The following is a 14,724-nucleotide window of genomic DNA, read 5'->3' on the forward strand; positions in this document are numbered from 1 at the left end:
AAACGGTTGGGAAGTTCGAGAAACTCCTCGCGGAGTACCAAGCACTCGCGGGAGTTCCTCTGTTCGAGATGACGGCTGATGAGATTTTCATCAAACCAAGTCAAGCGCTAAAGCTGATGAAAGGTATCCCGGTCACCGTGGATGGGCTGGCCGATGATTACGAGAAGACGCTCAACTCGCTGCGTGACCAAAAGGCAAAACACCTGGCCGACCTGCGTTCGGCGATAGGTCGACTCAATCTACTTGAGCGATCTGTTGAGCAAGCGAAGGGGATTGGCGCCTCGTATGCGTCGCTGACGATTCCCCGCTCCACGAACCTTGAGCACACGTTCTGCCCAGTGTGCGAGTCTCACTCCGATATCCCGGAGGATCAGGCCAACAAGCTGACACAGGCCATCGAGTGGCTGAACACTGAACTGAAGCTTTCGTCGTTTGCGCGGGAAAGCTTGGGGCAGGAGAGTCGCGACCTGAGGAAAGATATCAAGGACTTTCGTCAGAAGCTCAAAGAAGTCCAGACCTCCCTCAAGCCTTTTGAAGAGCAGGAAAATCGACTGGCCCAGGCCAACTCGTTGGAGGATGCTCCGAAGAAAACGAAGCTGCTGCTTGAGATCGAAATCGACAAGTTCATCGAAAACCCGCCTTCTGACTTGAAGAAGATGAAGGATTATTGGGAGGCGCAGGTTAAGAAATACCAAGCCCAGCTTGATGAGTTTGATGTTGATATCGAGTTGGACAGGCTGGCGAGAGACATCAACAAAAAAATGAAAGAGCTTGGCCAGAAGTTTCACTTCGAAGAAACGTACAAGACTGGATCGCTGAAGTTTGACGTAAATAGCTTCGACTTGTGGCATGAGAAAGAAGCTTTCAAAAAAGTTTTCCTCAGGTCTATGGGAAGTGGTGCAAACTGGGTTTATTCGCACCTTACCTTGTTCATGGCGCTGCACTATCAATTTGCTGCCAGGGCCGATAAGTGCAAAATTCCGCCGATTCTCTTCCTTGATCAACCTACACAGGTTTATTTCCCTTCCAAGGATGATGGCCAGGTATTTGTGGCTGATAATTTAAGGCCTGATGACACCAAGGGTGTCGCACTGCACGACGACATCGATGCGGTGTCGAACATGTTTACTCAACTTGCTAAGTTCTGTGATGATACTGCAGAGCAAACTGGTATGAGGCCGCAGATTATCGTTTGTGATCACGCCGACGGACTAGACCTTGGGGAAGGTTATAGCTTCGGTGATTATGTCAGGGAGCAGTGGCGAACGCGTGGTTTTATCGCTGACTGATTAGCGGCTTTGAAATGTTTGCTCACAAACTGAAGGTTTAGAGTCTTCAGGTACGTATGCGCAAGTAAATTACGTGTTATGAAGCCTTTAGTGCTTTTTGAGATTTATAAGTTTAGGTATGCCTTAAGGAAAAAAGCATGTATCAGCTTTCGAACGCCGTCCAATACTCCGGAATATGGGAGCGCGAATCTCAGTCCTTTGAGTCGCACAATATATACAAGCAGCTCGCGCAGCAGATCCCCTTCGTACCCGTGCTGGAGGTTGGCTGCGGTATCGGCAACGGCACGAAGTACCTTGCCGACGGGCGAGCCGTCCTGGCGTTGGACAACAACGAGCATCTGATCGCCAAAGCCTCGGCGCAGATGAAGGAAGCCGGCCAGAGCGCGCAGATCCACCACTGCGATCTCTTCGAGCTCAAGGACGAAGACCTCAAGGTCATCACAGATTTCCAGCCCAAGGCTGTCGTGGCTTGGTTTATCGGGTCGCATGGGGAAGACATCTTCGCGCGCACCTCGGGTGAGCTGGACGTCAACGAGAAGAGCAAACTGTACCGTGAGCGCATCGAGGATGTCATTGTCTCGGACAAGGTGTCCGTAGCCTCCGTGGACATCATCAACTTGGTGAACCGGGGCACGATCGCGACCTCCTGTAGCGATGCAGAGATCTTCGAGAGCCAAAAGGCAGACTACGACAAGTACGTGTTCGAGCCTGTAGGTTTTGAGGTCTACGATGTGAAAGTGTCCCGTTGGGATCGCACCGGCAGTACGTTCGAGTACGGACAGGCCCACAACCCCAACTTCGAGGGCGGTGAAACGGCTCTGGCGATCACCTCAATCTTCGCTCGTCGCAAGACCTCGTAACGCCTCCGGCGTACCCATCTGCAAAGCCCGGCCTCACTGCTGGGCTTTGTTGTTTCTGCATTCCTTTCTGATCCAATGGTGCAAGGCGACAGAGCCATTGTTGGAGGGATACTTGGCCATGGAGATTGGCCGGTAAAGGTTGGTTGCAGTTTTATTGCGCAGCGCTTACCCCCCTGTGCAGTGCATGGAGGAAACGGCTATCCAAGGCAGCAGGCCCGAGCGGTGATCCCTCCTTAGATGAACGCTATTAGTTACAATGATCCGCAACCAAGGACACCACTGGCTGCTCCTGATACCTGTGAGCTCCAGAAACACAAAGGACTACTCCATGCCAGCTTTCGCCAATGACCCTACAACTCAGCTCGCATTCTCGATGTATGAGAACAAAGGCGTGTATGCAGTGCTTCTAGGGTCAGGGGTATCCCGTTCAGCTGGCATCCCCACAGGCTGGGAAATTACGATGGAGTTGGTCAAGCGTGCCGGCATTGCGTCGGGTGTCGGCGAGCAAGATGACTGGCAGGCGTGGTATGTAGGTCAGACAGGGCAGCAACCTAACTATTCCACTCTGCTGGAGACATTGGCAGACACCCAGAGCGAGCGCCGGGCGATCGTTCAGAGCTTTCTTGAACCTACTGCTCAAGAGTTCGAGGACGGCCTGAAGGTGCCCACCCGAGCCCATCGTGCGATCGCAGAGATGGTAAAAGCAGGTCACGTGCGCGTCATCGTCACTACCAACTTTGACAGACTGATGGAGAACGCACTGCGTGACGCCGGCATCGAGCCCACGATCATCAGCTCGGTCTACACTCTTGCAGGGGCGGAGCCACTAACACACGCGGAGTGTTTCATCCTCAAGATCCATGGTGACTACAAAGACGCCAGGATTCTCAATACGGATGTGGAACTAGGTGACTATCCCCCTGAGTACAACGTACTGCTCGACCGTATCATCGATGAGTTTGGAATGATCGTTGCCGGGTGGTCTGGGGAATGGGATCACGCCCTGAGAGCAGTATTCCTGAGGGCGCCCTCTCGTCGCTACCCGACGTACTGGCTCGCACGCGGCAGCCTGTCCGAGCGAGGTCAGGAGCTGGTCACACACCGGCGCGCTACAGTGGTCAGCGGTACCGATGCGGACACGTTTTTCGACGCCATGAATCTGAAACTTGAGACTATCCAGCAATCCCGTCAGCCCAATCCTTCTAGCGTCGAACTGACCATCGCGATGGCCAAGCGATTCATGGCTCGGCCAGAGCATAGGATTCAGCTTGATGACCTGGTAACAGCTCAAACAAGGCAAACTATCGCTGATTTCGCACCTCTTTTCGAAAGTCGAGCAGATGTGAGAAATCAAACGTTCAATGATTGGGCTCTGCTGTACGAGGCCACTGTTGAGCCCCTCGCACTCCTTGCTACGGCGCTCGGGCGTTGGGGCGCCGGCTCCGAGCTGAGTTTGGTACTGGATTCCGTCAAAGGACTATACGCCGAAGCCAATAAAGAGCAGTCCGGGCTTGTCCATTGGTTGCGCGTGAAAAACTATCCGGCAGCACTGGTTCTGTATGGTTATGCCCTTGGACTGACCCGAGCAAATCGCTTAGATGTGCTGTACAGCGTACTTAGTACATCGTTGATCAACCGGCGCGAAATGCCAGGCTGGATTGGGGTAGAGCTTTCGCCTTTCTATATGGAGTCCGGCAACGGCCTCTTAGCGCATTGGAAGAGTTTAGAGGGGCAGAGCAACGCCAAAACGCCTCTATCCAATCGACTGGCCGCCGTCATATCTCCTAAATGGGCACCAACGTTCGCCGGCGTTCATGACCCCGAACTGCTCTATGAGCGCTTCGAATTTCTCAGCCTCTTGTATTTCGTTCAAAAGCACGACGTAACTGAAGAAGCACTCAACAATATGATCGAGCAAAGTAAATTTCGACAAATCGCTATGGGTCGCCTCTCTTGGCACTCAGAAACAATCTCCCGCTTTGTTCATGAGTACTCCGCCCCCGAATACAAAGCGCCCTTGCTTGCAGCTGGATTTGCACTCGGGAGTGAAAGCTACCTTCAGCGATTCCTAGAGGGATTGACGCGTTTGTCTAGGTGGTGAGGTAAGTGAGGAACCGGCAACCTAGGGGCATCATTCCAGCACAACATCCGCTGCTGAGCCTGGATGACATTCGACGTATCAAGCCCAGCAGGCCCGTAAAGTCAGGAAATCACTACCGCAATGAGCGAAGCCGCTGGTCGTCAAGCGGCGAAGAAAGTCCTGAATCCATCTTTCAGGAATAACCAGTTACTGATAGCCAGCGAGATCGCTGTCGAAATCAGAATGCTGAGAATGGCCCATTTCACCGTAGCTTTGACGCCAGACTTACCTTCTTCTTGAACAGGGCGAATGATGTTTTTGTAGATGTGCTCGTAGCCCTCTGAAACGACGCTGATGCTGTCAAAGTGGCTCTGGATCTCGCGCAAAGGGCCCGCCAGAGGCTTGAGAAGGTCGTTTGATGCCACATGTTTTTTGACCTCTTCAATCTGACGCTTCGTGTCGGTGATTCGATTAGTCAGCGCGCTGGGATTGAAGGTAAGGATGTCGGTGATGCGCTTGTCTAGGGCAACGTAGTCCGACTCAGTTTTCTCAGCCAACCCGGCTACGTACCGATGCGTGTCATCGTTGACGATGCACAGAATGATTGGTTTGAAGCCGTCCTCGCCGATTTCGGAATAATCGATCACCCCAGCCTCATCGAGCTTATAGAGCAGAAACTCCATTGCGTTCCAGTTCCAGACCAAGCTACCCAGGGTGTCCGTGACGTCGGGGTTGTCGAAATCAACGCTTCCTTTTGCGTCTGCATGACGGATCAAGCAGAGAAGGATTCTGAGCTCCTGAAGCGGTGTAATTTGATCGTCCATCGTAGTTCTCATGCTTAACCGCTACTCAGCTGTCCAAAAAATAGTTCATGAGCGCCCTGAATGCTGCGGCGAACGCCGAGCAGCCCCGCGACAAACTTCCTGATAGGAAAGCCTATCTCTCGCTAACGGTCTGTCCTTGGGAGGCAAGACGGGTAATTGCTATCGCTATCAATACAGTAGCCAGGCGCTGTGCCGCGTTTATCGCACACTGCAATACAAACGCATAGATGGCTATGCGCTTTAGGTAGAGCGACATCCGTGTGGACAGGACAGGATTATCAATTGGCACAACTGAGGAGCGCCTCGACATAATTGTTTCCGACACTATCCTGCAACTTGTGGCCAAGCAAGCGGAGCGCGCCGGCCCACGATGGGCCAGAGGCTTGAGGATGGACGCCCGCCAGGGTCAAAGCCTGGCGGAGCCGGGATTTGGTTCACGACACCCGCGCCCGGAGGGGGCAAGTCCCGAAAGCTACGGCGTAATGCTCAAAAAAGGCACACCAAGCTCATATTGAACCCTTAATGCTCCCAAAGAAGAGCGTTATATCCACCGCACGCCATCGTAGTGCATTGCGCCTAAAGTCCTCGGAGGGTTAGCTTGGCGGTTAATACTTTCCGTCTAAGTAGTCCTGAAACCCTACCGGGAATTCATTTTCTTCTCTAAAAGGGTTCGAATAATAGAAGCAATAGTCTTCAGCTTTGGAGTCCTTTTTAGGAGAATTCAAAAACTGGACATCATGTTTTTTGAGGATCTCGAATGTCGGATCGTCCGCGTACGGGTTATCTATCTTCTCATGGAAGAAAAGCTGGTATAGAAGGATCCAGCTTTGATCAAGTTCGTATAGGGTGCAGTTTTCAATAACCTGGTTTGCGTACGTTAATGCAGCTTCTACACCAGCATCGAAGCTACTAAGCAGCGCAATTGCTGTAGCGTCAGCAGTCTGAATAACCAGTTCGATATTTTTGGGGGTGGGCTGGGAATTTAGTTGTTTCAAATAATACAGCGCCCAACACATACCGTCCGACCGGCGGTGCAAGGCATTAGTTTCGAGTATTCCATTGAGTTTTTTAGCTACGGCTTCTTTGTCGTAGTAGTCCGAGGTGGCATCGATTTTTTCAAGCAATGGCAATAGTATTGGGTAGTGCCAGCTCAGGCTGAGAATATACTGGAATACTGTTGCCGCTGTATCACCTTGGGCTCTATGGCAAATTAGACCTGCAGCTAGCTTCAATACACTGCCGTCGGGCTCTGCCTTATTCAGATGTACGGCATAGTCAAGGAAATTTATGGCCTCATGAGTAAGTAGGGTCAAGGTTCCATTGGAGTCAGTTCTCCAAGGGGTGGCATTGGTTAATTTAGTAACCCAAGAGTCAATCAAAGGCTCAGGTAGTTCAGTGATTTTAGTTTTGCTAAGGTTTAGCGTTAAACGATATCGCGACAAGGCGTTACTGAGCGCACGAACAAACTCCTGAGCTTGAATGTGTGTTTCGCAATATGCAGTATAGTCATCGATATAGCGTACAAACCGAAATTTTCCTGCCAGCTCTCTATCAACTGCAGCTAGAATTATTTCTACCGCAATGCTTGAGGAGCTAGGGCCAACAGGTAGGCCCGAAGTCTCATTGCGTTTTGCATTTCGAAGCGCAACGTCGAGGGCGGAGCTCCAGTGCTTTTCTCCTCCACGTTCGCGTAGACGCTCTTTGGCCTCTTCATAACCTTGAATAGCCCATTCCAGTGAGTGTGTATAGATAGAGCCAAAGCAATTGGCCACGTCAGCATGAGCTCGGAACCCAGCGCCAAAACTAATCTCCAAAGTGTTTTTGGTTTTAGTTTCATGGTCTTCATAGTTCATAATAAACATGCGGCCATCATTGTGCTGTTCGGCAGTAATGGCGCTATTTTCATCCTCCATCAGCTCGAGCATTTCTTGTCTGTTCTCTTTCAGCCTCGAGTATATTCGTGAGTAGGCTTGGGGGTGTATCAGACTGAGCACCCTTGGAACGTTGTTGAATCGTGTAGCTCTGTATTCTACGAGGTCGAACCAGTAGGCCTTACGCTCTCTGGTTAAATCTACATTTGCCAGCTCTTCAGCAATTTCCGGAGTGAATCTTCTTGTTGAAAAGCAAGGCGGTAGTTCAGTCGATGAATCTTTTTGATTTGGAAAGTAATTCCAGCGGGTTAGGGCTTCTAAGAAGTGCCTTTCCGCGTCATGAAATACTGCAATATTTGATACCGGGCTGGTAAATTCTTTCACGGACTTCATGTCTCCTGAGATGCTTGGCCGGCAACTGGTGTGTTTGAGGTTGTGTGGGTTAGTTGTCTTTGGCTGGTTTTCAGATTTATGTAGTATTGTGATAGTCGCTCAAGTTTTCTTGATTGTCGAGCCGGTTTGTAAGTGATTAAGCTCGTGCTTATCTTTAGCGGCTTTCAGGAGGTGAGATTAAAAATTCAAGTAATGCAGGTGAACCATTCGCCATATTTCAAGCGCATGGCCTAACCAATTGCTTGAGTCATTGTGGAACGGATTGCGGCGAAAATAATCCGTGCGAATTTTCCCACGTCAGGCTGGTATCCGAATGCCTCCTCGCTCATGCTCGCCATGTTGGGTTGTCAATCCATTCAGGTCGAATGAGCAAGCTCGTGTTTTCTTGATGTCAATGGCGATGAGTTTTCTGCGGACTGTTGTCAATCGCTCCTGCATGGATTGACTGTCAACCTGCGTCAATAGCGTTTTCGGCAATGGCCAAGTTTTCTGGGCCCTAGAGGCTGTCAATCTTCAGAGCGCTCAGGTGATGCGGGTCATTATTGGCCAGATGATCCGCTAGTGGCAGAACCGACCGCGCGGATTAAGCCGCGGAAGTGATGCGACGCAAATTGTAGAGCTAACTTTTTGGAGAGCAGGCAACTCGGTTTTTCTGGTACACCGAGTCGTTCCATTCGCGAACAAGTTCGCTCCCACCGGGTTCGTGGATTACCCCAATCCAGAGCCACGCCGAGAATCCGTGGGACCGAACTTGTTCGGGAAGGCGTCGTGTCAGGCGCAGGCGATGGAGAATGTGAAACCGATCCCGAATAAATTCGCTCCCACAGAGATTTATGGCGCAACGGCTTACGGCAACACCGGCAACAAAAACCGCGCAATCACTGGCAGATGATTAGATATCAGCAGCGTATCTTCTTCCCGCACTTGCGCATCAATGCGCTTGATCCGGGGGCTGTAGAAGAAGTAGTCCACAGTCCGATCCGGCCCATCAACTCTCGGGTCATTCGGAAAATACGTCAGCCATTGCCGACGGTCTACGCCGCCCAATTCGGCGTTGGTGGGGATCATCGGGTATTTGTCCCACAGCTCATGCAACTCGCTGTCTTGGGCGTATTCTTCGCGCAGTTCCGGGGCCAATCGCTGGTATTGACCCAGCGGTAACAGATTAAAATCGCCGCCGATCAGCCACGGCGTGCCGCGACTTTCAAACGTGTCCAGCCATTTACTGGTCGCCTGAACCTGACGCTGCAGGGTGTCGTCGTTTGGCTTGGGTGCATCCAGGTGAGTATTGATTACGGCTATTTGCCCGCCGTCACGTAACGGCAAATAGCTCACTAACAGGGCGCGTTTCGGCTGAAACTGGCGATGGATGAAGTTGCCAGCAGGTCGCGGCAACTGGATGCGTTCAGCGTGTTCGATTTCATAACGGCTCAATGTCGCCAGTTTCATCCCGACGCTGCCAAATATATGCGTGTCTGGAACGAAGTCAGCCTTCCAATCAAATGCTTGCGCACTGCACGGGTACAAGTCAGCGACCCGTTCCTGCAGCAGTGCCAGCTGATTATCGTAGTCGGTGTTCTTGGCGCCGTCGTTCACTTCTTGCAACAGGACAATGTCTGGCTGCTCGTCGCGAATAACCCGGGCGACTTCGTCAAGGTTGTAGGCGATGTCTTCAGGTGTGGGGCGCTCGTCCGGACCACTGCCGTCCGCCATGTCGTACCAGAATACATAGCGCTTGCCGGCCAGGGATTGGATGTTCCACGTCATGACCTTCAGCGCCTGGCCAGGCACCAGTACCGGGGCGCTGCCTCTACAGACCAAGGTTCCCGGTTCCCGGGCGGCGGGGTGCCAGGTCAGGCTGTAGATGAGAATGCACAGCAGGCCAATCGACACTAGGCCAAGCAAGGTGCCGCGCAATAATCGGGTCATCGGCTCGACTTAGAACGCAGGGCGTTCAATAACTGAATCGTTGCAAGATGAATCCGAGCATAACCGTTCGGCTGCCAAAGGGGCAGGGCGCTATAACATCAGGCCTTTTTCCGGTGGCTCGTTGATCAGCATAAACAGGCGGAAAATAACCACACTGGTAAACAGCTGCAAGAAACTGGTGATGCTGTCGATCAGTAACGAAACCGGCATGCTCAGTGGGTCCGGCAGGATGAACAGGCTAACGCCCTCCAGTACCGACAGCGGAATGTAAACGCACAAGACACAGGCCAGAATGCGCAGGAAATGCCCTTGGGTCATCTTGATGCTTTCGCGCATGGCCGCCAGTGGCGTCATACCTCGCAGCACCAGCAAATACTCGGAAAATGCCAGTTTGACCATGACCCAGATGCCGGGAACGATGAACATCGACAAACCAAACATGATCAGCAGGGTGCTCAAGGCAGAGAGCACCGCAAACGTAGGCCACATGCGCAGCGTCATCGCCAGCAAGTCGCGTTTACGCGGCTGCTCGCTGCGGCTGCGGGCATCGAGAAACAGGATAAGCGCGCCGGTATACAGTGGGTAAAACAGCAGGCCGATCAGCAGTTCATAGACCTGCGACGCATCGGCTGCCAGCGCGTTGTTGAGTGCCTGTTTACTGAGGGCCTCAAGCACCACCAGCGGCAAGCACAGCATCACGATGCTGGTCAGGTTGCGCCGGAAAAAATAAAGCGAGTCTTGTAGAACGGTCAGCGGATTCATCAATCAGATCGCAAGGCAAAAGCAGTCCGACACTTTAGCGTATGGCCAGTGAGCGGCCAACAGCCTACGTTCAGCGTACTGGCGGTAACATTTTGAATGGTCTATTGAAACGGCGGGGTTTAGCCCCATTACTTTGATACGTCTGGCCCATTGTGGGCAGACGATGTTTTTTAACGGCAATCTAACGAGGTCGCCATGAACAGCGAAGAGCAAACCCTGATCGATGGTCTTTTCTCTAAATTGAGACAAGCCGAAGCGGACTCGGCCGCCCGTGATACGCAGGCTGAAGCACGGATCAAGGAGCATCTGACTCAGCAACCGGCTGTGCCGTACTACATGACACAGACGATTCTGGTGCAAGAAGCAGCGATCAAGCAGCTCGATGCACAAAACAAGCAGCTCGCCGAGCAAGTGGCCCAGCTACAAACCCAGTTGCAGGAAACCCAGGCTCAACTGCAACAAGCTCAGTCAGCCCCAGCGCCAAGCAGCGGCGGATTCCTGTCGAGCATCTTCGGCAGCTCGCGTGATCCGGTGCCTCAAGCCCAGCAGCCGTCGTTCTCGCAACCGCGCCCGGCATCGCCGCAGCAATCGTCTGGCGGCTGGCGTGAGTCCGGGCCTTCGCAAAGCCCGCCGCCGTATAACAACGCCCCGCAAGGCAACTATAACGGTCCGCCACAAGGTCAATATCAGCCGCAAGCAGCGGCAGCCGCGCCGATTGGTAGCGGGTTCCTTGGTGGTGCGTTGAAAACGGCTGCCGGTGTGGCGGGTGGCGTGATGCTGGCGGAAGGCATCAGCAGCATGTTTCATCACAACCAGCAGCCGCAGGAAATTGTCGAAGTTATTGAACAGCAGCCCAATAACAACGGCGGCGGTAACGGCTGGGGTAACGATAACCAGCGCGATAACGACTCGTTTGCCAACAATAACTCCAGTGGTGGTTTCGCCGACAACGACGATGACAACGACAGCGGCGGTTTTTCCGACGATGACGATGACTCCTACGTCTGATCAAGGCATCTGATTCCACCGTTTGAGGCCGATAATTCGGCTGTCATGACCTTCGCCGGTTATGACAGCCGATCGGATAATGCCTCGCCCTCGCTCTTCAAAACCGTCCTCAAACTGGCATACTGAGCGCCGATTCAATTCCTGGGTCGTTGCTGCCAGCTTGCGCGCGCCTGCGCCATGAGGATATCCGGTGAAAAAAATCGCTGTGTTCGCCGATGTACAGAACCTCTACTACACCGTGCGCCAAGCCCATGGCTGTCATTTCAACTACGCGGCCTTGTGGGCTGACATCAGCCAACGCGGGCAGATCGTTGAAGCCTATGCGTATGCCATCGACCGCGGTGACAGCAAGCAGCAACAATTCCAGCAGATTTTGCGCAATCTTGGCTTCACGGTGAAACTCAAGCCGTATATCCAGCGCAGCGATGGTTCGGCCAAGGGTGACTGGGATGTTGGCATTACCATCGACATCATGGATGTCGCACCCCATGTAGACGAAGTGGTGTTGGCATCTGGTGACGGCGACTTTGACTTGTTGCTTGAGCGCATCATCAGCAAGCATGGCGTCGAGGCGATTGCTTACGGCGTGCCGGGCTTGACGGCCAACTCGCTGATCCGCGCGGCTAGCCGTTATGTGCCGATTGAGGGCGCTTTCCTGCTTAAGAACTAAGCGTCTGAACACTGTTTTTTGTTATCGAATTTCTAAAGGGTTGGACCACGTTTGGAACGTATCGCTGTCATCGACTTTGAAACCACGGGCATTTCCCCCAACCACAGTTGCCGGGCGACGGAGATTGCCGTGGTGATCATGGAGCAGGGGCGCATCGTCGAGCGTTACCAAAGCTTGATGAATGCAGGCGTGCATATTCCTGCGTTCATCGAAGCGCTGACGGGTATCAGCAATAGCATGCTGCGCACCGCACCGCCGGCTACTGAGGTGATGCAGGAAGTGGCTGAGTTCGTTGGTAGCACGCCGTTGGTGGCGCACAACGCCTCTTTTGACCAGAAATTCTGGGACTACGAGCTGTCGCGGATTCAACGCAGTCGTGAGCAGAGCTTTGCCTGTTCGATGCTACTGGCGCGGCGCTTGATGCCTGGCGCGCCGAATCACAAGCTCGGCACGCTGACCACCTACGCCAGGCTGCCCAATACGGGCAAGGCTCACCGGGCCATGGCCGATGCGGAAATGGCCGCCAACCTGACCGTGCACTTGGCCAATGAGCTACGCCAGACCCACGGTATTTCCGGGGTCTCGCACCAGTTTTTGTGCTCGCTGCAAAAAATCCCGGCGGCAAAAATCAGCGAAGCTCTGAAACGTCAGCGCGGGTTTTGATCGCGGGCTTCGCTTTTGCTGCTCACTTTTAAATGACCCAGCGGCATGCGTCGCTCCACGGCGGTCGACAGCACGATCGACGTTTTACTGAAGCCGAACTGCGCGATGCGGTTAATCAAACCTTCCAGTTCCGGCATCGAGCCGACCGCCGCTTGCATGATCACGCACGGGTCGCCGGTGACTCGGTGGCATTGAATCAGCTCGGGAATTCGCGCCAGCTCGTCATAGGTCTGCTGGCTGCCGTGGCTGGCCAGGCGTAACTCGATCACGCATTGAATCGGCAGACCCACTTTTGCCATGTCCACTTTTGCTTCATAGCCGGTGATCACGCCGCAGGCTTCTAGCTTGGCCACGCGTTCAGCCACGGCCGGTGCCGAAAGGTTGACCAGCCGTGCCAGTTGCGCAAACGACGCACGACCATTCTCCAGCAGGGCATCGAGCAATATTCGATCGTATTTATCCAGCGTCATCACACACCCTGTCAGCATCTTTCGAAAAGACTGTTTATAAGCCAAAAAACCGTGTTTTAAAAACTGTATGGCTGAGATAAACAGGTTTTGCTCCTTATATTTGACCTGTTGCTTTCATAAGATAAGTCACCATAAAAATGGACTTATGAGCACAACATGCCTAACTCTCGCCGCTTTCCCTTGATCTTGATCGGTGCCTTTTTCGCCCTTTACGTGATTTGGGGCTCAACCTACCTAGTGATCCGCATTGGCGTCGAGTCTTGGCCGCCGCTGATGTTGGCCGGTATTCGCTTCAGCATTGCCGGCAGCTTGTTGTATGCATTCCTGCGCTTTCGGGGGGGCCCGGCACCGACATGGAAGCAGTGGCGGGCAGCGGGCATGATCGGATTTCTGCTGCTGGCGTGTGGCAATGGCGGCATCACATTGGCTGAGCACGCGGGCGTGGCATCTGGCGTTGCGGCGCTGTCCGTGGCGGTAGTGCCGTTGTTCACGTTGCTGTTTGGCCTGTTTTGGGGGCATCGCAACACGCGTCTGGAGTGGGCGGGAATTTTTCTCGGTTTGATCGGTATTGCCCTGCTCAACATGGGCTCCAATCTGCAATCGAGTCCGTATGGCGCGGGATTAGTGATCTTCGCGGCGGCGTCTTGGGCATTCGGTTCGGTGTGGAGCAAAAGCTTGCCGCTGCCCACTGGTCCCATGGCCAGCGCGGCAGAAATGATCGTGGCTGGCGGCGTGTTGTTGGTGGGCAGCGCTTATCGCGGTGAGAGCCTGGAGCACATGCCCAGCGCTGCGGGATGGGGCGCGTTGGCCTATTTGGTGGTGTTCGGCTCGATCGTCGCATTCAGCGCTTACATGTATTTGCTGAAAAACGTGCGTCCCGCCGCGGCGACCAGCTATTGCTACGTCAATCCGGCGGTAGCGGTATTGCTGGGTATTCTGTTTGCGGGTGAACACATTGGCGTTGAGGAATGTTTGGCCATGGCGGTGATCATCAGCGCCGTGGTGCTGATTGGCTTACCGCAGTGGCGTAATCGGCCGCAACCTCAGCCCGTGCTATCGGAACAAGAACAGGAACAGGCTGGATCGGTGCGGACAGGGTAAACTGCGCGCCTTGCGCTGAATTTCCCCTACGGTATCCCCATGACATTCGCCACTCTCGGCCTGATCGAACCCTTGTTGCGTGCCGTTACGGCCCTCGGCTACCAGACTCCGACGCCTGTGCAGGCACAGGCGATTCCTCCGGTGCTGGCCGGCCGCGACTTGATGGCAGCCGCCCAGACCGGCACAGGCAAGACCGCAGGCTTTGCTCTGCCGTTGCTGCAACGCCTGACGATGGAAGGCCCGAAAGTGGCGGCCAACTCGGTGCGCGCACTGATATTGGTGCCGACCCGCGAACTGGCTGAACAGGTTCACGAAAATATTGAGCAGTACAACGAAAACCTGCCGCTGAAAACTTACGCGGTGTACGGTGGCGTCAGCATTAATCCGCAGATGATGAAGCTGCGCAGCGGGGTCGATGTACTGGTGGCAACCCCAGGTCGCCTGCTTGATCTCTATCGGCAGAAAGCGCTGAAATTTAATCAGCTGCAAATCCTGGTTCTCGACGAAGCCGACCGCATGCTCGACCTCGGTTTTTCCGAAGAACTGCGTGATATCTATGCGGCCTTGCCTAAGCGCCGGCAGACGCTGCTGTTCTCAGCGACCTTCTCCGATGCGATTCGGCAGTTGGCCGGGCAGATGCTCGACGACCCGCTGACCATTGAAGTCAGCCCGCGTAACGTCGCCGCCAGCTCCGTGAAGCAATGGGTCGTGCCGGTCGACAAGAAGCGCAAGACCGAGCTGTTTATCCATCTGCTGAAAAAGCTGCACTGGGGCCAGGTGTTGGTGTTCGCCAAGACCCGTATC

The 14,724-nt window shown here is 53.7% G+C and carries 13 protein-coding genes; 8 read left to right on the forward strand and 5 right to left on the reverse strand.

From position 1 onward, the window contains the following. From M0974_RS24495 to M0974_RS24505, 3 genes are all read left to right on the forward strand, one after another. On the forward strand, positions 1–1,289 hold a 1,289-nt coding region (locus M0974_RS24495; RefSeq protein WP_297843101.1), incomplete at its 5' end, for a DUF3732 domain-containing protein. A 137-nt stretch (positions 1,290–1,426) separates the two neighbouring features. Next, complete coding sequence (locus M0974_RS24500; protein WP_297843104.1) at positions 1,427–2,149, forward strand: class I SAM-dependent methyltransferase; 723 nt, start codon at positions 1,427–1,429, stop codon at positions 2,147–2,149. A 328-nt stretch (positions 2,150–2,477) separates the two neighbouring features. Further along, entirely contained in the window at positions 2,478–4,250 is a 1,773-nt protein-coding gene (locus M0974_RS24505) for an SIR2 family protein (protein WP_297843107.1), read from the forward strand. Between the two features lie 140 nt (positions 4,251–4,390). Here M0974_RS24505 and M0974_RS24510 read toward each other — a convergent pair whose 3' ends face one another. The 4 genes from M0974_RS24510 to M0974_RS24525 form a co-directional block, all read right to left on the reverse strand. After that, positions 4,391–5,053 carry a hypothetical protein gene (locus M0974_RS24510; protein WP_297843109.1) on the reverse strand — a complete coding sequence of 221 codons (663 nt, stop codon included), beginning with the start codon at positions 5,051–5,053 and terminating at the stop codon, positions 4,391–4,393. Positions 5,054–5,658: 605 nt separating this feature from the next. Continuing rightward, positions 5,659–7,308 (reverse strand): antiviral reverse transcriptase Drt4, encoded by a 1,650-nt coding sequence (drt4, locus tag M0974_RS24515; protein WP_297843112.1) that lies wholly within the window; start codon positions 7,306–7,308, stop codon positions 5,659–5,661. Positions 7,309–8,163: 855 nt separating this feature from the next. Further along, positions 8,164–9,246, reverse strand: a complete 1,083-nt coding sequence (locus M0974_RS24520; RefSeq protein ID WP_297843114.1) for an endonuclease/exonuclease/phosphatase family protein — start codon at positions 9,244–9,246, stop codon at positions 8,164–8,166. A 90-nt stretch (positions 9,247–9,336) separates the two neighbouring features. Beyond that, complete coding sequence (locus tag M0974_RS24525; protein ID WP_297843116.1) at positions 9,337–10,008, reverse strand: YciC family protein; 672 nt, start codon at positions 10,006–10,008, stop codon at positions 9,337–9,339. A 195-nt stretch (positions 10,009–10,203) separates the two neighbouring features. Between M0974_RS24525 and M0974_RS24530 the strand changes: the two genes are divergently transcribed. The 3 genes from M0974_RS24530 (at position 10,204) to M0974_RS24540 (ending at position 12,349) form a co-directional block, all read left to right on the forward strand. Further along, a complete protein-coding gene (locus M0974_RS24530) occupies positions 10,204–11,016 on the forward strand; it encodes a DUF2076 domain-containing protein (protein WP_297843119.1) in 813 nt (270 codons plus the stop codon). 190 nt (positions 11,017–11,206) lie between these two features. Continuing rightward, on the forward strand, positions 11,207–11,686 hold the full coding sequence (locus M0974_RS24535) for an NYN domain-containing protein (RefSeq protein ID WP_297843122.1): 480 nt from the start codon (positions 11,207–11,209) through the stop codon (positions 11,684–11,686). A gap of 51 nt (positions 11,687–11,737) precedes the next feature. Further along, the gene (locus M0974_RS24540) at positions 11,738–12,349 is read left to right on the forward strand and encodes a PolC-type DNA polymerase III (RefSeq protein ID WP_297843125.1); all 612 of its coding nucleotides are present in this window, start codon (positions 11,738–11,740) and stop codon (positions 12,347–12,349) included. Here M0974_RS24540 and M0974_RS24545 read toward each other — a convergent pair. Beyond that, positions 12,334–12,813 (reverse strand): Lrp/AsnC family transcriptional regulator, encoded by a 480-nt coding sequence (locus M0974_RS24545; RefSeq protein WP_297843135.1) that lies wholly within the window; start codon positions 12,811–12,813, stop codon positions 12,334–12,336. The two genes, M0974_RS24540 and M0974_RS24545, sit on opposite strands and share 16 nt — an antisense overlap. Before the next feature lie 162 nt (positions 12,814–12,975). Here M0974_RS24545 and yedA point away from each other — a divergent pair, with 162 nt between their 5' ends. Then, entirely contained in the window at positions 12,976–13,920 is a 945-nt protein-coding gene (gene yedA, locus M0974_RS24550) for a drug/metabolite exporter YedA (protein WP_297843128.1), read from the forward strand. Positions 13,921–13,959: 39 nt separating this feature from the next. Next, positions 13,960–14,724 (forward strand): DEAD/DEAH box helicase (locus M0974_RS24555; protein ID WP_297843132.1); only part of this gene is annotated, 765 nt, incomplete at its 3' end.

The organism is Pseudomonas sp. (genome assembly GCF_026224925.1).
In the GTDB taxonomy this organism is placed as follows: domain Bacteria; phylum Pseudomonadota; class Gammaproteobacteria; order Pseudomonadales; family Pseudomonadaceae; genus Aquipseudomonas.

Coding starts and splice junctions, on each gene's coding strand:
- M0974_RS24500 (WP_297843104.1), top strand. CDS start 1,427: ATGTATCAGCTTTCGAACGCCGTCCAATACTCCGGAATATGGGAGCGC.
- M0974_RS24505 (WP_297843107.1), top strand. CDS start 2,478: ATGCCAGCTTTCGCCAATGACCCTACAACTCAGCTCGCATTCTCGATG.
- M0974_RS24510 (WP_297843109.1), bottom strand. CDS start 5,053: ATGGACGATCAAATTACACCGCTTCAGGAGCTCAGAATCCTTCTCTGC.
- M0974_RS24520 (WP_297843114.1), bottom strand. CDS start 9,246: ATGACCCGATTATTGCGCGGCACCTTGCTTGGCCTAGTGTCGATTGGC.
- M0974_RS24525 (WP_297843116.1), bottom strand. CDS start 10,008: ATGAATCCGCTGACCGTTCTACAAGACTCGCTTTATTTTTTCCGGCGC.
- M0974_RS24530 (WP_297843119.1), top strand. CDS start 10,204: ATGAACAGCGAAGAGCAAACCCTGATCGATGGTCTTTTCTCTAAATTG.
- yedA (WP_297843128.1), top strand. CDS start 12,976: ATGCCTAACTCTCGCCGCTTTCCCTTGATCTTGATCGGTGCCTTTTTC.